Below are 22,974 nucleotides of genomic sequence, written 5' to 3'. Positions count from 1 at the left end.
GCCAGTTTTACTAAGTACCTGTAGTTCAGTGTTTTATATAGAAAAATATCAACGTCATTATCTCCTCAAATTTCGACGATCTCAATTGACGTAAGGTATTTATATCAAAACAGGGGTGCTTCAACAATAATAGGCTTAAAATGCGTTTTCGGGAAGCGGCAGCTTTTTTCAGAAAAAAGTGTGGAAAAAAGCAACGTTTTGGAATATCCTTGCGTAAATATTATACCTGATTATGATAAAACGGATATACCTTTATATTCGTGAACAATGAAGGGGAGTTGTACTTTGAGGGGGTCAGCATTATAATCAGGTAACAGACTATTCGTGCACGAACTGAACTACCTTATTGAAGGCTGCCGGGAATGGAACCGGAACAGCCAGGAATTATTGTACCGGCAATTCTATGGATATGCCATGAGTATTGCTTTGCGTTATGCACAGAATAAAGAAGAAGCTGTAGAAATTTTAAATGATGGGTTTCTGAAAATATTTCAACACATTAAAGAATTTGATACTAATCGTCCCTTCAAGAGCTGGCTGGCCAAGATAATGGTAAACACAGCTATTGACCATCTGCGCAGCAAGAAGAAAATTTCCTTCACTGAAGACATCGAAAAAGTATATGATCTTGGTATGGATGACACTGCCATGGACAAACTCTCGTATGACGAGCTGCTGGTCCTGGTACAATCTTTACCACCTGCTTACCGTACCGTTTTTAACCTCTATGTGATGGAGGGATATCAGCACCAGGAAATAGCTGATCAATTGGGTATATCTGAAGGAACGTCCAAGTCCAATTTATTCAAAGCAAAAAAATTATTAAAAGAGAAAATAGAAAAAGCAAGTAGTTACAAGAATACGCTAAAAACCTGAAGACCTGCAGAAGGTCTGCGACTAAAATGAGTGACGCGTTTGATAAAAAGTTTCGTGAAAAGTTGAGTGAAGGTGATATTCCATTTGATGCGGACGCATGGAAAAAGATGGAAAAAAAGCTGGATGCGCTCAATGATGATGGCTCTTCTAGAAAATCATTCTGGAGGTGGTTGGCTCCTTTATTGTTATTGCTGCTGGGAACGGGCGCCTTTTTCTGGTGGCGTAGTTCCACACCTGCCAACAATCCGCCATCAGCGACTTCATCCAATAATAAAAGTACTGTACCGCAACAGCAAACGCAAGGTGGCGCCACAGAAGAAAAAGTAAAGACAGATAATTCAAATAATAATACACAAGATCTAGCCACCACCCCGGACAAAAAGCAGCGAGCAGGCACTCCTGCTGTTTCCGAAGCAACGGCTGATAAGACAGGTAAAAATACTGTTGCTCCTGCCGAAAAATCTGCCGGCCAAAAGAATCGCGTGCCATCGCCACTTGTTGACCGCACTAAACAGCCTGCAGTACCGGTTTTATCTTACCCTGTAAAAGAAAAGGAACAGCCTGCAAATGCGGGAGTGGAGGAAACCGGAGCAGCCAATAAGAACACTAAGCAGAACAATATCTTAGAACTGCTCGCAACGCTTTATCCGAAAGAGGAGCAGATCCCTGCAAATATTAAAGGCAGTGGTCGTATTCCTGTTAAACAGGCACCGAAACCAGCTGATGAAAAAACAAAGGAGAAAAAAGAGGTACCTTCCAGGAAAGGCTTCAGTTTAACACTGACCGGCGGTCCGGTGTATAATGTTGCTCCATCCCTGGAGTACGGCCGCTTCGGTATAGATGGAGGATTATTGCTGAGCTATCATGTGAACAACCACTGGTCGTTTACCAGCGGTGCTATATACAGTCAGAAACCTTACGGAGGAACCTGGAGAGATTACGGTGTACTTAAAAACTGGTCTCCGACCGATCCGTATCATGTGATCAGGAAGATAGATGCAAATTGTGGCGTGCTGGATGTTCCTGTTAATATTAATTATGCTTTTATGAACAGGCCCAATTATACCTTGAGTGCAACGGCAGGCTTGTCCAGCTATTTTATGCTGAAAGAAAAGTATACTTATAAATACCAGACCGGTTGGGATAGCGATAAAGAGCTCACAAACGCTAATCAACATTATCTGGCAGTATTAAATCTCGCATTTACTTACCAGTTCCCCTTAAATAAAAACATGTCGCTGGGCATACAGCCCTTTACCAAGATACCCCTTCGCCGGGTTGGCTACGGCGAGGTGAAACTCTATTCAACAGGGGTTATGCTACAGCTGAATTTTAACAGTGCAAGACATAAGCGGTAGGTTCGCAGGCATATTTTTTCTATATTAGTATAGAAACGTTATGATCTATGCGTCAACTACTCCTCACTGTCAGTGTCTTGCTCCTCCCCGGCATACTGCTTGCACAAAATTCCGTTAAACAGGATAGTATGCAATACCTGCTTATAGGAACCTATACAAAAAAGCAAAGTGAAGGGATCTATGTGTATACGTTCAATACCCAAAGTGGCGAATTGAATCATGTGAGTACTGCCAAAGGTGTGGATAACCCTTCCTATCTAGTGATTGCTCCTGATGAAAAACATGTGTATTCAGTAAATGAAACCGGGACTGAAAGAACCGGAGGCGTAAGCGCTTTTGAGCTGGATCGTAATACAGGGCAGCTTATGTCCGTGAATAAACAGCCGTCTGGCGGAGAGGGACCCTGCTATATTAACATGGATGGGGATGGTTCGCATGTGCTGGTGGGCAATTATGCCAGCGGAAGTTTGTCTGTACTTCCTGTGCAGGCTGACGGAAAAGTGGGCGCACCGCTGCAAACTATACAGCACACGGGTTCCAGCATAAATAAAGAGCGGCAGGAAAAACCGCATGTGCATTGTGTGGAATTTTCGCCGGATCACCAGTTCCTGTACGTGCCTGATCTGGGCATTGATAAGGTAGCTGTCTATAAATATGATCCTTCCTCTCCCTTGCTGTTGCAGGAGGCAAACCCTTCTTATATAGCGCTGCCGCCCGGCTCGGGGCCGCGGCATATCACTTTCCATCCCAATGGTAAGTGGGCCTACCTGATACATGAACTGGATGGAAAGGTAACGGTCTTTCATTATGACAGCGGCAAGCTGACGCCAGTACAAACCGTTTCCACGTTACCAGAGGCATTTAAGGGAACAATATCCGGCGCAGACATCCATGTATCTCCGGACGGAAAATTTCTCTACGCCTCTAACCGGGGAACCCTGAACAACATTGTATACTACGCCATAGATGCAAAAACGGGGAAGCTGCAAAGAAAAGGGCAACAGTCAACCAAAGGCAAAACGCCGCGTAATTTCATGATAGACCCGTCTGGCAATTTTCTGCTGGCAGCCAACCAGGATACAGACAATGTAGTGGTCTTTAAACGTAACAAGGTGAACGGCTCATTCAAACCAACAGGGGTAGAGATCAATATTTCTATGCCGGTATGTTTGAAAATGGTGCCAGCACAGAAATAGCGCGGGATTTATGGCATAGCTTTTTCAGGTAATTAGCTAAAAAATGCTGTTATGAAAAGTAAGCAACCGAAACCTGACAAACAGGTTCCACGTGAAAAGGAACAAACAGACAAACCACAGGCACCCAGGATGGAGGAGCAGGAGCAGAAGAGAGATAAGACCTTTCCTGGCTACCCCGTTTATCCGCCGGATGAGGATATCATGAACCGGGGAGAGAAAGAAGACCTGGATGTGGAAAACCTTACACGAAGCGACAGGGGGAAAGGAAATAAGCAGGAGCTGCAAAAGCGTCAAACTCCCCCGGATGAAGAGGAGGGCCTGGACGTTCCCGGTGCAGAACTGGATAACAGCGATGAAGAGATCGGGAACGAAGATGAGGAAAACAATTTCTATAGCCTGGGCGGAGACCGGCACGAGGACCTGGAAGAAGATCCGTCATAACAAGGGTGTTAGTAACCTGCACAGGGCGTCTATAAATTTTTCAAACAACGACCGGTTCTTCCAGGACCGGCGGGTAATGAGTGTTGCATCTTCGAGATCTTTCTCGAAGGCATCCAGCAGATCCTTTACTATTAAGCGATCATACATGATAATAGCAATTTCAAAATTGAGATAGAAACTGCGGTTGTCAAGATTCACGGTACCAACAATCGCCAGGTTATCATCTATGATCATGGTCTTCGCATGTATAAATCCCTTTTCATAAAAGTAGATCTTTACACCAGCGTCCAGCATGGGTTTTATGAATGATTGTGCGGCATGCTGTACAAAAAAGGAGTCGCCACGTTTGGGGAGTAAGAGCTCTACATCTTTACCAGCCAGGGCGGCCATTTGCAGCGCGCTTAACAATTGTTCATTGGGAATGAAGTAGGGATTACTGATGCGTATGCGCCGCCTCGCCACGTTGATAGCCATCAGTATGCTTTGCATCGCCATGGGCCATTGTGAGTCTGGCCCGCTGGCAACTATATCGGTAAAGCAGTTTGCAGTAAATTCTGCACGACGAAAGTAAGGAAAGGCAAAAGGAAAAGTTTCTTTGCTGCAGTAACGATAGCTCATCATGAATTGCAGCTGCAACTGGTTCACTACATCGCCTTCCAGCTGCAGATGTGTGTCTCTCCAGTATATTTCATTGTGACCATTGTTGATGTAGCGCTCATCCATGTTGATACCGCCGGTGAAACCTATCTTTCCATCAATTACAATGATCTTGCGGTGATTACGATAATTGGCGTTGAGGTAAAAATCAACCAGCACCGGGGCAAAAGCATATACTTCTGCGCCGTGCTCTTTAAGGCGTTTAGAGAATGGGCCCATGTGATCGCAACCAAGATCATCATAAATAAACCGTACTTCTACACCGGCTTTCAGCTTTTCGATCAATATATCTATAACCTCATTGCCAATACTGTCTACTGCAAAAATGTAATACTCCATGTGAATATGATGGGTTGCACTGCGTAGGGCTTCCATTACGGCAGGAAATTTTTGCTCTCCGTTGATCAGTACTTTTGCACGATTGTTTTTGGTGAGCAGTGAGTGCATAGTGTTCAGCAGCATGGCAGATACTTCCTGCTTGCTGGCCACGAGCTGGCGTAGCTCTACCTGCATCTCTTCGATCTCCGGGCGTTTGTTTTCCCAGTACCGCAGCATCAATGTTTCATCGCGTGTACCCTTTAGTGTGAAGCGTTTTCTTTTACGCAGGTCGCGGCCCAGGTAATAGTAAACGATCAGGCCTAACAGTGGAACAAAGATCAGCAGCAGGAGGTAGGCCATTGCCTTGATAGGATTGCGGTTCTCTAACAGGATGGTGCCTACTACACCAATGAAGGATAGCAACACCAGTACAAAACTGATGATCTTTATTACCAAATGCCAGTTGGTTTCCTTCAGTAAGCTGAGAATGGTAAACACGGATTGAAAGATATTATGTGAATAAAGATAAAGCTAATCTCAATTGCGAATGCACTGCGTTCGCAATTGAAGAAATACCAACAAAAATTTTTCCAGTAAATAGAAAGCCGTTAAATTGCTAAACAAATTAGCAAACCATGTTTTTAATTGACCCCCTTCTCGCAGAGATTAAAGCAATCATTACCCACGCAAAAGAAAAGGCCATCCGGGCTGTAGATCATGAAAGAGTGTTGATGTATTGGAATATCGGGAGAAAGATATTTGAAGAAGAGCAACAAGGAAAGGATAGAGCCGATTATGGAGAGTACATTATTAAATACCTGTCAGAAAAATTGCAACCGGAATTTGGTAGCGGGTTTTCCAGACGACAGCTTTCATTGTTCAGGCAATTCTATAGAACATTTCCAATTGTGCACACATTGTGCGCACAATTGGGATGGAGCCACTACAGACTACTTGTAAGGATTGATAATCAATACAAAAGAGATTTTTATATTACAGAAACCATTAAGAACAACTGGGTTGTCCGCCAACTGGAAAGGCAGATTAATAGTAGTCTATACGAACGGTTGCTATTAAGCAGCGATAAAGAAAGTGTCCTCGCCGTTGTGAAAGGAGAACAATCTCCTCCGGACGCAAAATCTGTTATCAAGGATCCGCTTGTGCTGGAATTCCTTGGGTTAAAGAAAGAAGCATCCTATTACGAAAAAGACTTGGAAGGCGCTATCATTAGCAATCTGCAGGAGTTTTTGCTGGAGCTGGGCAACGGGTTCTCTTTTATTGCCAGGCAGAAAAGGATCCACCTGGATGGAGATGATTTTTTTGTAGACCTTGTCTGTTATAACCGCTTACTGCAATGCTTTGTATTGTTTGAAATAAAAACAGGAAAGTTAACGCACCAGGATCTTGGCCAGCTGCAGATGTATGTGAATTACTTTGACAGAATAGAGAAACAGTCATTTGAAAATCGCACTATTGGCGTGCTGTTGTGTGCAGAAAAGAATAATGCGGTAGTGAAGTTCACATTACCCGAAGAAAATAAAACGATCGTGGCCAGCAAGTATCAGCTGTACATGCCGACAGAAGAGCAGCTCATTGCTACTATGGAAAAAGAGATGGAAAGATTTTAAAGCGATGAGACCGGCTGTGTTTGTGAAGCCATAGGTGCAGCTGTTCTCTTAAAGCGGGTGGGCAATAGCCAATGCACGGCGATGCCGATCAATAAGCTGATAACAGAGCAGGCCGTCATCCAGGGGTTTTCACCGGAAAAGCCGCCTATGAATAACCAGGCGAAAAAGTACAGATGAAACCATGTGGGTACTAACCAGGTAATCATAGGAAGCGGAGCATAGGAATGGGTTATGTTCGTGCGTTTTGAGCATCCTCTTATGGTCATAATGGTAAAGAGGATCAATAAGGCTACAAAACGGTGGGCGCTATTAATACCAAACAGCCTCAGAAAGTCGGCTAAAGGGAAAAGTGATATATAGAGTGTTACCTGTGAAATGATAATAGACAAAAAGGGGATAGCGGTTTTCCACCAGCGGGCAGCAATAGCTTTTTTCATTTGCACTTTTTCCAGTAAGCGTGCGAATGAAGAATAGAAAAATACCACGCACAACCATCCATAGAAATTGCCGTAGGGAACACCGAACCATTGCGAAGTGAGCAGGTTATATTGGGGACCGCGGGATTCCCAATCCCAGTGCCACATATGCAGACGATAAGCCACTACATCCATGCTCAGGTCAATGTTGATAGCAAGCAGTGCGTCAAGAGCGGCGGCTGTCCATAAAGACATACCCAGGGCATCCGATATCAGCCGGGAAGTATATATAATAATGGCCCAGCCGGTGCCGATGCATAGTGGAATATTGTTTGGCGCTACGCCGAACATGATCCAGAATTGCCCGTAGCGATAGCCCGCACTGGTGGCTACGTTCACATACTCCAGCAGTAGACCGAAGCCGAGCCCGCCCAGCAGGTACATGAAATTGCCCATGCCTTTTTTATATGCATGTATACAGCACAGTAAAAAAAGCAGGTACATGCAGCATTCTGTTAAAGGGTAACAAATACCGGGAGGGTAGTTATACGGCATACCGGGATAGGGCAGCATATGTGACGTTTTAAGCAAGTTAAAACTTTTTCAATACTTGCACCAGCAGAGAACCGCATGTGCTATTTGGTATCCTTGTCTATATAGGAGGTGTGCTTGGTATCTCTTATCAACACATATACGATCAGGGAGATGAAAATGCATAAGGTAATGTACCAGTAGTACCAGGACTCATAGCCGATGTGTTTAAAATACAGGGCGATATATTCGGCGGTGCCACCGAATATGGCCACCGTGAGCGCATAAGGTAAACCCACGCCCAGGGCCCTTACTTCTGAGGGGAACAGCTCCGCCTTTACCACAGCGTTGATGGCAGTGTAGCCGCTTACGATCAGCAATGCCGCCAGGATCAGGAAAAATGCGCTGAGGGCGGAAGTGGTATGACTGAGTGTTGTTAGTATAGGAACGGTGAACAATGTGCCCAGTATGCCGAAGCCGATCAGCAAAGGTTTACGCCCATACTTGTCCGAAAGCATGCCGAACAAAGGCTGCAGGCAGGCATAGATGAGCATTAGTATAAAAACAATCAGTGTGGATTGCTCTTTGCTGAGATGCACGGTATTTACCAGGAATTTCTGCATGTAGGTAGTGTAGGTATAGAACGCCAGGGTACCGCCCAACGTAAGACCTATTACCGTAAGCACCGCGCGGGGATGCTGTTTGATCAGTACGCCCAGGGAACCCCGTTCAGGCTTTTGCTCATCGAGCTTAACAGATTCCTGCATATTACGGCGCATATAGAGTACTACCAGGGCCAGCATCGCTCCTATAAAGAAAGGAATGCGCCATCCCCAGTTGTTCAGCTGAGCAGGCGCCAGAAATACTTTTTGCAACAACAGCTGGATACCGAGGGCGATGAGTTGTCCGCCGATAAGGGTAACATACTGGAAACTGGAAAAGAAACCCCGTTTTTCCGGGGTAGCAATCTCGCTCAGGTAAGTGGCGGAGGTGCCGTACTCGCCGCCAACGCTCAAGCCTTGTAACAAACGAGCCAGCAATAATAAAACAGGAGCGAGGATACCAATGGTTTTATAGCCGGGCGTAAGGGCAATCATCAGTGACCCCAGGGACATTAACAGCACAGACAGCGTCATGGCTGCCTTGCGGCCTTTACGGTCGGCAATACGCCCGAACAGCCAGCCGCCAATGGGCCGCATTAAGAAACCCACGGCAAAAATAGCTGCAGTATTCAGTAGCTGTACCGTTTCATTCCCTTCCGGGAAGAAAGCGGGTGCAAAGTACAGGGCAAAGGCAGCATAGGCATACCAATCGTACCATTCAACCAGGTTGCCTGCTGAACCGGTGATGATGGCTTTCAGTCGCCATGCGGTATTGTGTTGTGTGGGCTGTGCGGTGTTTGTCATGGAATATTATTGAACCCGGAGGAACGGTCAAAAATAAACGCTTTTTATATAAATTATTACGGTGTGCCCTGTTCTTGTATCTTCGCAACAGATCATTATCATTTATACTATGCAGGATACCATTACAATTGCCAAAAAAGTGGCAGGAGAGAAGGCCGCGGAGCTGATCCGTCCGGGAATGGTGGTTGGTCTCGGAACCGGTTCTACCGCATACTGGGCCATTCAGAAAATAGGGTCCATGGTAAAGCAGGGACTGGAGATCAGGGCCATTGCTACTTCTGAAGCATCGGCACAGCTAGCCCGTGAGTTGGGAATCCCACTTACTACCTTTGCTGAAACGCAGCACATTGATATGGATATTGACGGTGCAGATGAAATCAGTGAAAAGCTGGATGTTATTAAAGGCGGCGGCGGCGCCCTGCTGCGTGAAAAAATAGTAGCTTATCATAGCCGGCAACTGGTGATCATAGCAGATGAGCATAAGTATGTGCCTGTACTGGGAAAATTTCCGCTGGCCGTGGAGGTGATCCCCTTTGGCTGGGAAATCACCAACGTGAAATTACAAAGCCTGGGATGTAAACCGCAACTAAGAAAGAAAGATGATAAGATCTTTATAACAGATAACGGGAACTATATCATTGATTGTTCATTTGAAGTGATAAAGGACCCGGCTGCAACCAATATAGCGATTGATAATATACCCGGCGTAGTAGAAACCGGGCTGTTTGTACAAATGGCGCATACCGTGGTATTGGGATACGAGGATGGCAGCACAAAAATATTGCGACGATAAAGCAAACACATTATAACGGTAATGCTTGTTCGAAAATGAAGCAGGCAAAATATTTCCTGGTATGCCGGACTTGCTCCGGCATATTTGTTTTTATTCCCTAAATCAGCATTATTTCTTCCCTGGTAGCAAACGATTATATAAATTGGCTGAGCCAAGGGAATAAAAGATACACAGATCAATAACACCGCTAAAAAATTGTTGTAATGCGCCTTTGCATAAGATCGATCTTTTCCTTTACAATATGCTGCCTGATCGGCGGTGCAGCAAGTACGCAGACCCGCTGGCATATATTGCCAGATGGTGGTATTGAGTGGACGGTAAACAAACAATTACCCCATGCCGATCACATAGAGATGAGCGGCCGGCAGGTTTCGCTGTGGGTGCAGTATGAAGCCGATACCGCCAGCGCACTGCATTTGTCGCGTACCATTGTTTTTCCATCTTTTCGGCTGCTGCCAAATAATACGCACGCCAGCATGATGTATAATGTGGAGGATTGTGATCTTCCCCGCATTTTAATAAATGGCAGGCCTATGAAGGCAGACATTTATTACGGAGTGCCGGTGAGTGACCTGCCGGAGAAGGTGATCAGCATACGTCACAAAGGGATCATGGAAACAAGCAGTCGTTTGCTTTCGCAGCATGTTGACCTGCAATTAAAACGTTCCCTGTTTCCTTCAGATAACAAGGCCATGGCCTTGGAGAAACTGGTTTTTATTAATACCGGAGACAAGCCGGTGAAAATAGAAATGGAGGAGCTGTATAAGGAACAACAGCCTGCCGCCAGCCGGGTGGTGAATGGTCCGCTGCGTTTTGTAACAGGCGCTGTAGGAGCGGGGGAGAAGATGGTAGCGCCAGGCGACTCTGTAGTATTCGGGCTTTTTTACGCCGCAATAAGAGGCGCCGGTACAATGGAAGTACCTTCTCTTGCGGCAGAGGAACAGGGCCGTAAAGACCGGGTAGCCGGTATTTTATCGCTGCTACAGCTGGAAACGCCGGATACTTTATTGAATACTGCATTTGCTTTTGCCAAGATACGCGCTACAGAAAGTATTTTTCTTACAAAGGGAGGCTATATGCATGGACCGGGCGGGCTCCGTTACTATGCCGCTATATGGGCCAATGACCAGGCGGAGTACGTGAACCCGTTCTTTGCATTCCTGGGTGATAGCATCGGCAACCAATCTGCGATGAATGCCTACCGCTGGTTTGCAAAGTTCATGAACCCCGATTATAAGCCTATCCCCAGCTCTATTATTGCTGAAGGCGAGGGCACCTGGCATGGCAAAAGGGACCGTGGTGATATGGCGATGATTGCTTATGGAGCGGGTCGTTATGCACTGGCTTATGGTAATGCAGATTCTGCCAAAGTATTATGGCCTTTAATTACCTGGTGCCTGGAGTACCTGCAACGTAATGTGAATGCAGCAGGAGTAGTGCATTCAGACAGTGATGAGCTGGAGGGCCGCTTCCCGGCAGGCGATGCCAATTTAAATACCAGCTCATTGTATTATGATGCATTACGCTCCGCTGTGATGCTGGGAAGGGATCTTAAGGCGCCAGCCACCCTGCTGCAAAAATATGAGCAGCAGGCCGCTGAATTAAGGAAAAACATAGATCGTTTTTTTGGCGCCAGTGTAGAGGGTTTTAATACCTACCGCTATTACGCTGGCAATACCGTGCTGCGTGCCTGGATCGCAACACCATTGACAGTAGATCTCTTTGACAGGAAAGCCGGTACTGTTGCGGCCTTGTTTTCTCCACGCCTCTGGACGGAGGATGGCCTGGCGTCACAGGCAGGCGACAGCACTTTCTGGGACCGGTCTACCCTTTATGCACTAAGAGGTGTGTTGGCTGCGGGAGAGCCAGCAAAGGCACTGGATTATTTGCGCTATTATTCTCAGAGAAGATTGTTGGGAGAGCATGTGCCTTACCCTGTAGAAGCTTACCCCGAGGGCAATCAGCGGCATTTATCCGCCGAAAGCGGCTTATACTGCAGGATTTATACAGAGGGCCTTTTCGGAATGAGACCAGCGGGCCTAAACCGATTTAACTGCACGCCAAGGCTACCCGCCGCATGGAACTTTATGACGCTTCGCAATATCCACGCTTTCGGGCAGGTATTCAGCCTGGAGATCAGCCGTCTGAATAAGGGGCGTTTACAAATAAAGAGCCTAAGTGCCGGTGGCACAAAAGTATATGCGATAAAGGAGGGCGAAACAGCGCTTGTGCAATTGTAGTTCTTCACGCAAAACTAAAAGTATACCTGTGACCGTTATAATGGAATAAGCGTCCTTCCTGGGCAATCTCTAAACGGATGGGAAGGATGCTGTTGGGATGAATAGTTGGGAACCAGTGACGGCCTTCCGTCACTACAATCATCAGGCCTTCTTCATCGCCAACAGCCTTGAACTGGTCGCCGTAATCTTTCCATACGTTAACAAGGGCATTGGATTGCAGGGTTTTGATGAAAGCGGCCGTATCTTCTACCGGGACGCCTATTTCGCTGACACCCAGGATATGCTCTGCGCTGAAAACAGTATCAGGAGTGTCCTGTTGGAGATTGTACCTGGCAATACATTCCATTATATTTTGTTCTGCATCATAGAAGTAAACAGAGCGGGCATTCCAGTTCGGAAAATCGATCACCGCGGCGCCATCCTTAGGGATCAGCGCAATGTCTTTTCCGGAAAGGAAGGGTACTACCGCTGGCAGCAGCTGGGGAGTGATATTAAAGGCAATATGGTAGGGGGTATCTTTTACTTCATGGGTTTGCGAGAATTCAAGCAAGGTTTGACCCGCCTGTACACAGAACCCGGTTTCATAACTGTTGATAAGCGGCATGCCAAGCAGTCCGGCATAAAAGGCCTGCTGATTGGCAGCATTATTGCAGAGCAGGTGTACTTTTTTGAAACGCATAGATCAGTTAAATTGAGTACTGGAATTTCCGTGAAATACTTCAAAACAAGTGCCGGAAGGCGGTAATAATGAGTTATTTATATCAAATCCAATAAAAATGGAACTAGTTACTATTCAGAACAAGATCTTTGAGGTGAGGGGGCAGAAGGTAATGCTGGATTTTGACCTGGCAGAACTTTACGAGGTAGAAACGAGAGTATTTAACCAGGCTGTTAAACGTAATATAGAGCGTTTCCCGGCTGATTTTATGTTTCAGCTGACAAAAAAAGAGTGGGATACTTTGCTGAGCGGGAACTCATCACAATTTGTGACCGGTACCCTGAAGCACAGGAGCAGCGCCTATCTACCTTATGCGTTTACGGAGCATGGCGTGACCATGGTGGCCAGTATATTGCGCAGCGAAAAGGCGGTTAAGATGAATATTGCCATTGTGCGTGCATTCATTGCGCTGCGTGAAATGGCTATGCATTATAAAGAGCTGGCGCAGAAGATAGAAGAGCTGGAAAAGAAATATAACAAGCAATTCGGCGATGTTTACCAGGCCCTGAGCCTGTTGCTGGAAGAAAGGAATGGGGAGGAAGAACAAAAAAACAGGGAGCCGATAGGGTTTAAAAAACTTAAGAAGTAATTACAATTTATCTTTTGACGGTATCATAAAAAAGCCGGGCCTTATTGTTAAGGTCCGGCTTTGTCATTATTGTTGGCTGGCCGCCCAATCATCAAGATAATGTTCAAGCACGTTCAGCGGCATATCTCCCTGCGCCAGCAAAGCATCGTGGAATTTGACGATGTTGAAATGAGGCCCTAATTGTTTTTTGTATTTGTCGCGCAGCCGGAAGATTTCCAATTGTCCGGTTTTGTAAGAGAGGGCCTGTCCGGGCATTGCCATGTAGCGCTCTACAGAAGTAACCGCTTCTTCTTCGCTGATAGATTCGTGGTTCAGCATATAGGTAATGGCTTCTTCCCTTGTCATTTTGCCGGTGTGGATACCGACATCCAACACCAGCCTTATGGCACGGTGAATTTCATTGTTCAAGGCGCCCATCTGCTGGGCCATATCGGTATAGCATCCCAGTTCTTTGCCAAGGGATTCGACATACAGGGCCCATCCTTCAGTGAACGCGCTGAAGTTGATCTGCCGTCTGAAGGTGGGTAGTGTTGTATTTTCCTGCTGCAGGGAGATCTGGTAGTGATGGCCGGGGATAGCCTCGTGCAAAAAAGTGGCTTCCATGCCCAGGAAGGTCACATTGATCTTAGTGGCATCAGGAATAGGAACGTAGAATATGCCGGGACGGCTACCGTCTATGGCGCCTATGGTGTAGGAAGGACCATTCTGCGAGGCTTCCCGGAAGGCTTCCACGCGGCGGATCTCAAATCTTGATTTGGGCGTAAGGGTGAGCAATGTGTGCAGGCGTGGTTTTATTTTAGCATAGATCTGCTGATATGCCTGCAATACCTGTTCCGGCGTTTTAAAAGGCATGAACCGGGGATCCGTTCTAAGGAAAACAAAGAATTCCTGCAGGCTGCCTTTAAAACCGCTTTGCTCTTTTTGTACCACCATGGCTGCGCTGATGCGGGCTACTTCCTTTAAACCTGTTTCATAGATCTCTTCCGGTGAGCGCCAGGTGGTAGTGAAGTATCGTACATAATATTTGTACAGGTCCGCGCCATTGGTAACAGCAGATAGCCCGGCGGCATCAGTGGCATGAGGGAGATACTTGTTCTTCAGGTAGTCTGCAAGACGTTGATAAGCCGGGAGCAACTGCGTCGTCAAAGCCAGCTGCAAAGCATGTTTTACCTGTTCCCGTGCTGAGCCGGAAATGGATGCAGGGATTTTATTAAGCGGCCGGAATAATATATTCTTCGCGGTATCTTTTCCCGCAAGGTCCTCCATCTGAGGGATCATTTTCAGCACCAGCATTTTGGGCAACACCATACCGATAGCCACGCCTTTTCTCATATTGCTGATAGTGGTATCTGTCCATGCAGAGAATGCAGCAATACGTTTGATCCAGTTGTTATAGTCCTTTACTGTTTCAAAAGGTTGCGCTGAATTGCCTGAGCCCAGCTGTCCGACGAGCAGCGGAAGGGAGGAGAATTGGTTAATTGGCAGGTATTCCGGATGATACCTCATCTTCTCAAGGTCCATTTCAAGAATATTTTTCAGCACATCAAAAGAGATGCGGTCTGCCGTGTTCAATGATTCTCTGTTATATCCGGACAGCAGGCCCAGGTATTTTTTATCAAATTGACATTTCTGTTTTAAATAAGCTGCAGCGCCATCATTGGCGAGCTGGTCATCATAACGGTGATCCCCGCTAAACGTCGCACTGATGGGATCGAGCTGCAGGCTTTCCTGGTAGTAAGCTTCAAAAAGACGATGCAATTGCTGATTGCGCGGCTGCGTATAAGCAGGCTTTATAGCGCAGCAACAACAAGCAAAAAGAAGGCTGAGGATCTTAAGCGAAGATTGTCTCATAACATTTAATGTAAAAGCGATTTAACCATCCAGATGGAGCATCCAAAATGTTGGGTATTGCCAATAGGTTGCTCAAGGCGGACAAACCCCATTTTCTCGTATAGTGGTATGGCCATGTGCAGCTGCGGCATTGTTTCCAGGTAAACATGTGTATAACCAAATTGCGCAGCCGTTTCGAGGCAGGCAGTGATCAGCATTTTTCCTATACCTTTTCCCCTGGCTTCAGGTTCCAGGTAAAGCTTAACCAGCTCGCAATAACCAGGCGGCAACCCCTGGGTAGGGTAAATGCCCGCCCCACCTGCAACGGCGGTGTCTTGTCCGGCTACCCAGTAATACGATCCCGGGACCTGAAAGGCTTCAAAAAGCGTATCCAGTCCCGGGTCATAGAAAGCGGTTCCCGGTACTGCGGCGTTAAAGGAAAGCAGTGTATTGCGAACAATGCCCGCGAGCGGACCATTATCCTGCTGGCCGATTGGTCTTAATTGAACAGCTTGCATATTTTACCCTTGTGAAAGCAAAGGTAAATAGCAGCGTAGGGGCAAAATTGTATAGTATTAGCGCGGATGCTGATTAGATCTTTTTGTATTGCCTGGGCAGCATGCCGATCAATTGCTGAAAGGTTCTGGTAAAATGTGCCTGGTCTGAAAAGCCGCACTTGTAGGCTATTTCGGTTAAAGAGCATTGGTTTGAGCGGATCAGGACCAGGGCCCGTTCAATTTTGATCTTCCTGAAATATTCTCCCAGGGTGCAAGAGAAATAGCGGCTGAAATATTTTGAAAGCGTTACAGGATGTACACCCACCTGGGCGGCAAACTCAGAGAGGGAGAGGGGTTGATCCCAGAGATCGTTCAGCACCGCCGGGATCTGTTTAGCCCATGTGGGATAATTTTTTTCTGCAACGGGGTTGGTATCAATTAAGCTGATGCACAATTGATCCATGGAAAGCCTGCTGCAGTCATCATTGTAGTAATGTTCTTTTAATATCCGTACCAGGCCGCCGGCATTGAGCGCTGTATTGCTTTCATGCATGAGCGATTCAGGGGGAATGGCCAGGTTATATGCTTTAAAGAAAGCTTCGTCTATTTCAAGATTGAATATACGGGTGCCCGGGCGGTAATGAACATTCTGATGGATAACACCCGGATAATAATACAAACCAGTACCTGCTGCTTGCTGATCAACCTTCTTTTCTCTTATTTCCTGGCTGCCGCCGGAAAGGATATGAGAGAAATGTGGGTGCTGATGGCAATGCCAGTCGGAAGTATAATTTTCCGGGAAGACGGTTTCGCTGGTGGTGATGTACCCGATGGTCCTTTCTCTCACTTTTGATCCGACATAGCAGCCTTTGGAAAGTACTACAGCATCTGGCATGCGTGTAAATTACAACGTTGTTATCAAAAGAAAAAGGGTTCGACGTTTACACGTCAAACCCTTATCTGTTCTGTGGTGTGGGGCGGGATCGAACCGCCGACACAAGGATTTTCAGTCCTTTGCTCTACCGACTGAGCTACCGCACCATCCTTTCCTTCTTGCGAAGGGAGTGCAAAGATAATATTTTTCAATTCATATTTCCAAATATTATTGGACCAAATTGTTACGGAGCTAGTTTCCGTACTCTACCAGGAACTTGATCCGCATCAGCTTCAGCTGCTCTATGGTATAGTCGCTTTCGATGAGCTCTTCGCGGGCCAGTGCCAGGCTGGAGGTTTCGCAACCTTTGAAATATTCGATGATCTCATCCTGGGCGTAATCGTCCAGCTCCTCGTCAATACAATAATCCAGGTTTAGCTTGGTGCCGCTGGCAACGATGGTTTCCATCTCATCCAGGAGCTCAGCAATGCTTAGTTCCTTGTTCTTTGCGATGGTTTCCAGCGGCATTTTTTTATCAATGTTCTGGATGATGAACACTTTCAAGCCACTCTTGTTCACCACGCTTTTCATAACGAAGTCGTCGGGCTTTACGATATCATTTTCCTGAACATATTTAGAGATCACTTCTACGAACTGCTTTCCGTAGCGGATAGCCTTCCCTTTGCTCACACCCTGGATCTTTTCCAGCTCCTGGGTAGTGGTAGGGTATTGGGTGGCCATGTCTTCCAGGGAAGTTTCCAGGAAAATAACAAAGGGAGGCAGATTCTTTTCCTTGGATACTTTTTTACGCAGTTCTTTCAGCATTTCAAACAGCACGGGATCAGCAGATGCCTGGGCTTCTGCAGCCACTTCCTCATCGTCGCCGCCTTCTTCATCGAACTGGTGGTTGAGGGACACCATGATGGAGTAAGGCTTTTTGAGGAACTTGTTGCCTTTGTCCTGTACTTTCAGGAGGCCGTATTCTTCGATATCCTTTTCTATCAAGCCTTCCAGCATCATCTGGCGGATAAGGGAATTCCAGAAATGAGCGTCAAACTCTTTTCCTTCCCCGAATACGTCCAGTTGGTTATGGCGGTAGGTAGTAATTTGCGGGTTGGTTTTACCGGTAATGATGTTCACCACATATTCAGCACCGAAGCGTTCTTCCAGCGCTTTAATGGTTTTCAGCACGATCACCACACGGTTCTTTACTTCTATTTTTTCTTTCGGGTTGCGGCAGTTATCGCAGCTTCCACAATTTTCTTTATCGAACTGTTCTCCGAAATAGTGCAGGATCACCTTACGGCGGCAAACAGAGCTTTCAGCATAAGCAACGGTTTCGTTAATGAGCTGGGCGCCCATTTCGCGTTCACTCAGCGGCTTATCGCGCATGAGATGTTCCAGTTTCTGTACGTCCTTATGACTGTAGAAGCATACGCAGATCCCTTCCAGTCCATCACGGCCGGCGCGCCCTGTTTCCTGGTAATAGTTCTCCAGGCTTTTCGGAATGTTGTAGTGGATCACAAACCTTACGTCGGGTTTGTCTATCCCCATTCCGAAGGCGATGGTGGCCACGATCACCTCTACCTCTTCAAGCAGGAACATATCCTGGCGCTGCGCGCGGGTATTGGCATCAAGTCCGGCGTGGTAGGCAACAGCTTTGATATTGTTGGCTACCAGCATGTCTGCCAGTTCCTCGGTGGTTTTGCGGTTGAGGGTATAAATGATCCCGCTCTTGCCTTTATGCAGGTGAATGAACTTTACAATTTCGCGGATGGTTTGCTCCTTCTTCCGTTTGGGCCTGATCTCATAGTAGAGGTTAGGCCGATTAAAGGAGGAGAGGAATATCTGCGGATCTTTTAATCCCAGGTTCTTTACGATATCACTTTGTACTTTGGGTGTGGCGGTGGCGGTAAGGGCGATGATAGGCAGGTTGGTACTGATCTGCTCAATCATTTCCTTTAAACGGCGGTATTCCGGACGGAAGTCGTGTCCCCATTCGGAAATACAGTGCGCTTCATCCACTGCGATGAAGGAGATCTCGAGATCCCTGAAAAAATCCAGGTTCTCCTGTTTGGTAAGCGTTTCCGGCGCAACGTACAGCAATTTTGTTTTACCGCTGAGCAGGTCGGTACGTACTTTTTTTATTTGTGCTTTAGATAAGGTGGAATTTAAAAAGTGTGCCACATTGTCCTTACTGCTATAGGAGCGTACCAGGTCTACCTGGTTTTTCATCAAGGCAATAAGGGGAGAAACAATAAGGGCACATCCGGGACTGATAAGGGCAGGTAACTGATAGCAAAGGGATTTACCTCCCCCGGTTGGCATAATTACAAAAGTATCTTTCCCCGAGAGAATGCTTTTTATTATAATCTCCTGGTTCCCTTTAAAGGAATCGAACCCAAAGTGTTCGTGTAATGCATCTAACAAACTTACCTTTACAACAGCCATTGCATTCAAGATTTAACTTATAATACTATACTCTAAAGAACTAACAGATTACGGTTATCTATTATATGATTTTTAGGGGACACGAAGTTACTTAAAAAACCGCTGAAATACAATATAATTATATAAACTGAGGTAAATTTGTGGCTCCAGCATGAAAAAGACAACAGCCATTAACATTACTGAGATCGCGAAACGGACCCTTCAGGTAGAAGCGGCAGCCATCGACAATCTGCAGTTGTTTATCAATAGCGATTTTGAGAAGGCGGTGGAGTTAATTGCCTGCTGTGCGGGTCGCCTGGTGGTGACCGGGATAGGCAAAAGCGCCATTATAGGCCAGAAAATAGTGGCCACCCTCAATTCTACCGGCACACCGGCCCTGTTTATGCACGCCGCAGACGCCATCCATGGCGACCTGGGCATGATACAGCAGAACGATGTGGTGCTTTGTATCTCCAAAAGCGGAAATTCTCCTGAAATAAAGGTCCTGGTACCACTGGTCAAAGGTTTCGGAAGCCCGCTGATCGCCATGGTTGGCAATACAGGCTCTTACCTTGCCCAGCACGCAGACCTGGTGCTGAATACTACCGTCAGCCAGGAGGCTTGTCCTAATAACCTGGCGCCCACCACCAGCACTACTGCCCAAATGGCAATGGGGGACGCGTTGGCAGTTTGCCTAATAGAATGGCACGGTTTTACTGCTGCGGACTTTGCCAAGTTTCATCCGGGCGGCACGCTCGGTAAAAAGCTTTACCTGAAAGTAGGAGATCTGAGCAGGCAACACCAGGTTCCCAAGGTGGGGTTGAATGCCTCGCTGCGGGAGGTGATCATGGAGATCTCCTCCAAGATGCTGGGTGTTACTGCCGTAATGGATGAACAGGACGAGTTAAGAGGTATTATCACTGACGGTGATCTGCGGCGTATGCTTGAAAAGAGCATTTCCATTGCAACCATTACCGCCAAAGACATTATGTCAGAACATCCGAAGATGATACAGAAAGATGAGCTGGCCGTTAATGCGTTGGAAAAAATGCGTCAGCACGATATTACCCAATTACTGGTTCTGGAAGATAAACGCTATATTGGCATCATTCATTTACATGACCTTATCAGGGAGGGAATTATTTGACAGCGATGACACAAATGAACAGGCATTTTTATGTGGCCATTATGGCCGGAGGGATAGGGAGCCGTTTCTGGCCTTACAGCCGAACAGATTACCCCAAGCAGTTCCTGGATATCCTCAATACGGGAAAAACGCTACTGCAATGGACCTATGAGCGCTTTGCCCAGTTTATTCCGAAGGAGAATATCTTTGTAGTGACCCATACTCATTACGAGAGTAAGGTAAAAGAGCAGCTGCCCGAATTGCCCGGCGACAACGTGGTTTGTGAACCTTCGCGGAAAAACACGGCGCCCTGTATTGCTTATATCTCCCATAAAATTCACCACCAGGATCCAAAAGCGAACATTATCTGTGCGCCGGCGGATCACCTCATCATGGACGGAACGGCTTTTACGGCTACCTGCCTGAATGCGTTGCTGTTTGTAGAGAAGCACAATGCTCTGGTTACCCTGGGTATTAAACCCACCCGCCCTGATACAGGTTACGGGTATATACAATATGAAACACAACAGGTGGCGGACAATGTTTACCAGGTAAAGACCTTTACAGAAAAGCCGAACCTGGAACTTGCCAAGACCTTCCTGCAGAGCGGTGATTTTCTGTGGAATGCGGGCATATTTGTATGGAATATCAAGACCATCATGGCCGCGTTCAAGAAGTACCTGCCCGAGATAGACGAGCTGTTTGAACAGGGCCGCCAGGCCCTTAATACGCCAGGTGAACGGGAGCTGATAGACTCCATCTACCCGCAATGCACTAATATTTCCATTGATTACGGCATCATGGAAAAGGCAGATAATGTGTATGTTATTCCCGCCAATTTTGGCTGGAGCGATCTGGGAACCTGGGCATCGGCCTACGAGAATCTGGAGAAGGATTACCTGGGTAACGCCGTACAGGGAAAAAACGTGGTAGTAATAGATGCCACCAAATGTATGGTAAAAGCGCCGCATGAAAAGCTGCTGGTGTTGCAAGGCCTGGATGATTTCATAGTAGTCGACACCCAGGATGTACTGCTGATCTGTAAGAAGGAAAACGAACAGCAGATCAAGGAATATGTTGCAGAAGTAAAGCGTAATAAAGGAGAAAAGTTTCTTTGATGCAATCCAAGCTTCCTCATGTAGGCACCACTATTTTCACGGTAATGTCTGCCCTGGCAGCGGAACATGGCGCCATTAACCTTTCACAGGGATTTCCGGATTTTGACTGTAACGAAGAGCTGAAACAGCTGGTGAATGCTGCCATGCAGCAGGCGCATAACCAATATGCACCCATGCCCGGCATTATGCCCTTACGCGAAGCGATTGCAACCAAGATCGCCCGCAGCTATGGTACCCGCGTGAACCCGGACACGGAGATCACCGTTACACCCGGTGGCACCTATGCCATCTTTACCGCCATTGCTACCTGCATACGGCCCGGCGATGAGGTCATCATATTTGAGCCAGCTTACGATAGCTATATTCCAAACGTACTGGTAAACGGCGGCACACCCGTGCTGATACCGCTTACTTTTCCGGATTATCATATTAACTGGGAGCTGGTGCGTAGCAAAATAACGCCGCGTACACGCATGATCATGCTCAATACACCGCATAACCCAACGGGCAGTATCCTTTCTGAAACGGATATGCAGGTGCTGGAACAGCTGGTAGATACCCATAACCTGCTGGTTTTGAGCGATGAAGTGTATGAGCACCTGGTATACGACGGCAGGAAGCACCAGAGCATATTGCGGTATCCGGCTTTACTGAGCCGCAGTTTTGTGACCTTTTCCTTTGGAAAAGTATTTCACAATACCGGTTGGAAAATGGGCTATTGCGTTGCTCCAGCCCACCTGATGAAGGAGTACCGCAAAGTGCATCAATACCTTTGTTTTTCCGTGAACACGCCCATGCAATACGGGTTGGCAAAATTCCTGGAAACACCGGAGCATTATCTTTCCCTGCCCGCCTTTTACCAGGAGAAGAGAGATCTCTTTCTGCAGCTGATGGCCGGCAGCCGGTTCTCCCCGTTACCTTGTAACGGCAGTTATTTCCAGCTGATGCGCTATGACCAGATCTCTGACGAAGGAGATATGGATTTTTCTATACGGATCACCAAAACCGCCGGAGTAGCCTGCATACCCGTATCTGCTTTTTACCAGGATGGGCATGACGATCATGTGGTGCGTTTCTGCTTCGCCAAAAAGCGGGAAACGCTGGAGCAGGCGGCAGCGCTGCTGTGTAGTATATAAAAGAAAAAGCCATCTCCAAAAATGAAGACGGCTCTCCTTTGTTATTACGAGCAGTACGATAGCTACTGTTGAAAAATCATGGCGGATCAGCCTTCTACAGCCACCTCTTGTGTATGCAGACTTTCTGAGCCAATTACCAGTGTATCATCGAGGAATGTAACCACACCGGATTCTACGTCATACACGGCGCCGATGATACCTACTTCTCCTTTGAATATCATATCGCGGAGGATTACGCTTTGTTCCAGCACGGCCAGAACAGAGCGCTCTGTATGGATCCTGGTAACAGCTTCTACAAACGAATGGTTGCTGGAAGTCCTGTTATTGCGAATGGTCTTTTCTGCAAATACCGCCGGGGTGATCTTGCCAAGCAGGGCGCTGAGGTTGCCCAGCTCGACGTGATCGCAGGCGCCCTTAATAGCACCGCATTTAGAATGGCCCAGGACAACTATAAATTTTGAACCGGCCGCTTTGCAGGCATATTCCAGGCTACCAAGCACCTCGTCTGTAATAACGGCGCCAGCTAGACGGATACTGAATATGTCGCCCAGGCCCTGATCAAATATCAGTTCTGCAGATGTGCGGGAGTCCATGCAGCTTACGATAGCTGCCATCGGCCACTGTCCGTCAGAGGTGTCATTCATCTGCTGCAGCAGGTTGCGGTTGATGCGCAGGTTATCCAGAAAACGTGCGTTACCTGCTTTCAGTAATTCGAGGGCCTGTTTAGGTGTTATATTAGCTTGTGATATTTTATTCAATGTTTTCATGATGTTGTTGTTTTAACCCGTTCTCAAAT

Annotated in this window: 20 protein-coding genes and 1 tRNA gene; 11 read left to right on the top strand and 10 right to left on the bottom strand. The window is 46.8% G+C overall.

The window, feature by feature from the left end; all coding sequences use genetic code 11:
• The first annotated feature begins 324 nt into the window (after positions 1–324).
• The 4 genes from ACR9Y8_RS17580 to ACR9Y8_RS17565 all read left to right on the top strand — a co-directional run bounded on the left by ACR9Y8_RS17580 (position 325) and on the right by ACR9Y8_RS17565 (position 3,871).
• Positions 325–876, top strand: coding sequence for an RNA polymerase sigma factor (locus ACR9Y8_RS17580; RefSeq protein WP_481214551.1), 552 nt, complete (start codon positions 325–327; stop codon positions 874–876).
• 107 nt (positions 877–983) lie between these two features.
• Positions 984–2,234 (top strand): outer membrane beta-barrel protein, encoded by a 1,251-nt coding sequence (locus ACR9Y8_RS17575; protein WP_481214550.1) that lies wholly within the window; start codon positions 984–986, stop codon positions 2,232–2,234.
• 47 nt (positions 2,235–2,281) lie between these two features.
• Positions 2,282–3,430: a lactonase family protein gene (locus ACR9Y8_RS17570; RefSeq protein WP_481214549.1), complete on the top strand. Its 1,149-nt coding sequence runs from the start codon at positions 2,282–2,284 to the stop codon at positions 3,428–3,430.
• Between the two features lie 51 nt (positions 3,431–3,481).
• Positions 3,482–3,871: a hypothetical protein gene (locus ACR9Y8_RS17565; protein WP_481214548.1), complete on the top strand. Its 390-nt coding sequence runs from the start codon at positions 3,482–3,484 to the stop codon at positions 3,869–3,871.
• Here the strand turns inward: ACR9Y8_RS17565 and cls are convergent.
• Complete coding sequence (cls, locus tag ACR9Y8_RS17560) at positions 3,866–5,344, bottom strand: cardiolipin synthase (RefSeq protein ID WP_481214547.1); 1,479 nt, start codon at positions 5,342–5,344, stop codon at positions 3,866–3,868. The genes ACR9Y8_RS17565 and cls overlap by 6 nt on opposite strands.
• 137 nt (positions 5,345–5,481) lie before the next feature.
• Between cls and ACR9Y8_RS17555 the strand changes: the two genes are divergently transcribed.
• A complete protein-coding gene (locus ACR9Y8_RS17555; protein ID WP_481214546.1) occupies positions 5,482–6,474 on the top strand; it encodes a PDDEXK nuclease domain-containing protein in 993 nt (330 codons plus the stop codon).
• Here ACR9Y8_RS17555 and ACR9Y8_RS17550 read toward each other — a convergent pair.
• A complete protein-coding gene (locus ACR9Y8_RS17550; RefSeq protein ID WP_481214545.1) occupies positions 6,471–7,463 on the bottom strand; it encodes a carotenoid biosynthesis protein in 993 nt (330 codons plus the stop codon). The two genes, ACR9Y8_RS17555 and ACR9Y8_RS17550, sit on opposite strands and share 4 nt — an antisense overlap.
• Positions 7,464–7,525: 62 nt before the next feature.
• The gene (locus ACR9Y8_RS17545; protein ID WP_481214544.1) at positions 7,526–8,827 is read right to left on the bottom strand and encodes an MFS transporter; all 1,302 of its coding nucleotides are present in this window, start codon (positions 8,825–8,827) and stop codon (positions 7,526–7,528) included.
• A 61-nt stretch (positions 8,828–8,888) separates the two neighbouring features.
• On the opposite strand from ACR9Y8_RS17545, the gene rpiA reads away from it, so the two are divergent.
• Entirely contained in the window at positions 8,889–9,620 is a 732-nt protein-coding gene (gene rpiA, locus ACR9Y8_RS17540; RefSeq protein ID WP_481214543.1) for a ribose-5-phosphate isomerase RpiA, read from the top strand.
• Between the two features lie 203 nt (positions 9,621–9,823).
• Positions 9,824–11,860: a hypothetical protein gene (locus ACR9Y8_RS17535; RefSeq protein ID WP_481214542.1), complete on the top strand. Its 2,037-nt coding sequence runs from the start codon at positions 9,824–9,826 to the stop codon at positions 11,858–11,860.
• A gap of 4 nt (positions 11,861–11,864) precedes the next feature.
• On the opposite strand, the gene ACR9Y8_RS17530 is transcribed toward ACR9Y8_RS17535, so the two are convergent.
• On the bottom strand, positions 11,865–12,539 hold the full coding sequence (locus tag ACR9Y8_RS17530) for a VOC family protein (protein WP_481214541.1): 675 nt from the start codon (positions 12,537–12,539) through the stop codon (positions 11,865–11,867).
• Between the two features lie 97 nt (positions 12,540–12,636).
• Here ACR9Y8_RS17530 and ACR9Y8_RS17525 point away from each other — a divergent pair, with 97 nt between their 5' ends.
• Positions 12,637–13,167 (top strand): ORF6N domain-containing protein, encoded by a 531-nt coding sequence (locus ACR9Y8_RS17525; RefSeq protein ID WP_481214540.1) that lies wholly within the window; start codon positions 12,637–12,639, stop codon positions 13,165–13,167.
• A gap of 66 nt (positions 13,168–13,233) precedes the next feature.
• Here the strand turns inward: ACR9Y8_RS17525 and ACR9Y8_RS17520 are convergent, their stop codons facing one another.
• The 5 genes from ACR9Y8_RS17520 to recQ form a co-directional block, all read right to left on the bottom strand.
• Positions 13,234–15,018 (bottom strand): DUF885 domain-containing protein, encoded by a 1,785-nt coding sequence (locus ACR9Y8_RS17520; RefSeq protein WP_481214539.1) that lies wholly within the window; start codon positions 15,016–15,018, stop codon positions 13,234–13,236.
• Positions 15,019–15,023: 5 nt separating this feature from the next.
• Positions 15,024–15,515, bottom strand: coding sequence for a GNAT family N-acetyltransferase (locus tag ACR9Y8_RS17515; RefSeq protein ID WP_481214538.1), 492 nt, complete (start codon positions 15,513–15,515; stop codon positions 15,024–15,026).
• A 73-nt stretch (positions 15,516–15,588) separates the two neighbouring features.
• Positions 15,589–16,389 carry a helix-turn-helix domain-containing protein gene (locus tag ACR9Y8_RS17510; protein WP_481214537.1) on the bottom strand — a complete coding sequence of 267 codons (801 nt, stop codon included), beginning with the start codon at positions 16,387–16,389 and terminating at the stop codon, positions 15,589–15,591.
• A gap of 73 nt (positions 16,390–16,462) precedes the next feature.
• Positions 16,463–16,535, bottom strand: a tRNA-Phe gene (locus ACR9Y8_RS17505).
• Positions 16,536–16,620: 85 nt separating this feature from the next.
• Positions 16,621–18,819 (bottom strand): DNA helicase RecQ, encoded by a 2,199-nt coding sequence (gene recQ / locus ACR9Y8_RS17500; protein ID WP_481214536.1) that lies wholly within the window; start codon positions 18,817–18,819, stop codon positions 16,621–16,623.
• 151 nt (positions 18,820–18,970) lie between these two features.
• Here recQ and ACR9Y8_RS17495 point away from each other — a divergent pair, with 151 nt between their 5' ends.
• From ACR9Y8_RS17495 to ACR9Y8_RS17485, 3 genes are read left to right on the top strand one after another with little or no spacing between them, the layout of a single operon-like run.
• Positions 18,971–19,945 (top strand): KpsF/GutQ family sugar-phosphate isomerase, encoded by a 975-nt coding sequence (locus tag ACR9Y8_RS17495; protein ID WP_481214535.1) that lies wholly within the window; start codon positions 18,971–18,973, stop codon positions 19,943–19,945.
• A gap of 5 nt (positions 19,946–19,950) precedes the next feature.
• Positions 19,951–21,042, top strand: a complete 1,092-nt coding sequence (locus ACR9Y8_RS17490) for a mannose-1-phosphate guanylyltransferase (RefSeq protein ID WP_481214534.1) — start codon at positions 19,951–19,953, stop codon at positions 21,040–21,042.
• Positions 21,042–22,178 carry a methionine aminotransferase gene (locus ACR9Y8_RS17485; RefSeq protein ID WP_481214533.1) on the top strand — a complete coding sequence of 379 codons (1,137 nt, stop codon included), beginning with the start codon at positions 21,042–21,044 and terminating at the stop codon, positions 22,176–22,178. The genes ACR9Y8_RS17490 and ACR9Y8_RS17485 overlap by 1 nt, the downstream gene beginning before the upstream one ends.
• Positions 22,179–22,264: 86 nt before the next feature.
• Here ACR9Y8_RS17485 and ACR9Y8_RS17480 read toward each other — a convergent pair whose 3' ends face one another.
• Positions 22,265–22,945, bottom strand: a complete 681-nt coding sequence (locus ACR9Y8_RS17480; RefSeq protein ID WP_481214532.1) for a carbonic anhydrase — start codon at positions 22,943–22,945, stop codon at positions 22,265–22,267.
• Between the last annotated feature and the right edge of the window lie 29 nt (positions 22,946–22,974).

It is taken from the genome of Chitinophaga sp. SVR4-12A, from assembly GCF_056754765.1.
Note: the sequence above shows the minus strand (reverse complement) of the source record. Positions and strands in the feature narration are given on the sequence as shown.

Bases quoted from the DNA above. Each gene is read 5' to 3' on its own strand.
- ACR9Y8_RS17485 (WP_481214533.1), top strand. From the start codon at position 21,042: ATGCAATCCAAGCTTCCTCATGTAGGCACCACTATTTTCACGGTAATG.
- recQ (WP_481214536.1), bottom strand. From the start codon at position 18,819: ATGGCTGTTGTAAAGGTAAGTTTGTTAGATGCATTACACGAACACTTT.
- ACR9Y8_RS17565 (WP_481214548.1), top strand. From the start codon at position 3,482: ATGAAAAGTAAGCAACCGAAACCTGACAAACAGGTTCCACGTGAAAAG.
- ACR9Y8_RS17570 (WP_481214549.1), top strand. From the start codon at position 2,282: ATGCGTCAACTACTCCTCACTGTCAGTGTCTTGCTCCTCCCCGGCATA.
- ACR9Y8_RS17490 (WP_481214534.1), top strand. From the start codon at position 19,951: ATGACACAAATGAACAGGCATTTTTATGTGGCCATTATGGCCGGAGGG.
- ACR9Y8_RS17495 (WP_481214535.1), top strand. From the start codon at position 18,971: ATGAAAAAGACAACAGCCATTAACATTACTGAGATCGCGAAACGGACC.
- ACR9Y8_RS17535 (WP_481214542.1), top strand. From the start codon at position 9,824: ATGCGCCTTTGCATAAGATCGATCTTTTCCTTTACAATATGCTGCCTG.
- ACR9Y8_RS17575 (WP_481214550.1), top strand. From the start codon at position 984: ATGGAAAAAAAGCTGGATGCGCTCAATGATGATGGCTCTTCTAGAAAA.
- ACR9Y8_RS17555 (WP_481214546.1), top strand. From the start codon at position 5,482: ATGTTTTTAATTGACCCCCTTCTCGCAGAGATTAAAGCAATCATTACC.
- ACR9Y8_RS17530 (WP_481214541.1), bottom strand. From the start codon at position 12,539: ATGCGTTTCAAAAAAGTACACCTGCTCTGCAATAATGCTGCCAATCAG.
- ACR9Y8_RS17480 (WP_481214532.1), bottom strand. From the start codon at position 22,945: ATGAAAACATTGAATAAAATATCACAAGCTAATATAACACCTAAACAG.
- ACR9Y8_RS17510 (WP_481214537.1), bottom strand. From the start codon at position 16,389: ATGCCAGATGCTGTAGTACTTTCCAAAGGCTGCTATGTCGGATCAAAA.
- ACR9Y8_RS17525 (WP_481214540.1), top strand. From the start codon at position 12,637: ATGGAACTAGTTACTATTCAGAACAAGATCTTTGAGGTGAGGGGGCAG.
- ACR9Y8_RS17545 (WP_481214544.1), bottom strand. From the start codon at position 8,827: ATGACAAACACCGCACAGCCCACACAACACAATACCGCATGGCGACTG.
- ACR9Y8_RS17520 (WP_481214539.1), bottom strand. From the start codon at position 15,018: ATGAGACAATCTTCGCTTAAGATCCTCAGCCTTCTTTTTGCTTGTTGT.
- ACR9Y8_RS17550 (WP_481214545.1), bottom strand. From the start codon at position 7,463: ATGCTGCCCTATCCCGGTATGCCGTATAACTACCCTCCCGGTATTTGT.
- ACR9Y8_RS17515 (WP_481214538.1), bottom strand. From the start codon at position 15,515: ATGCAAGCTGTTCAATTAAGACCAATCGGCCAGCAGGATAATGGTCCG.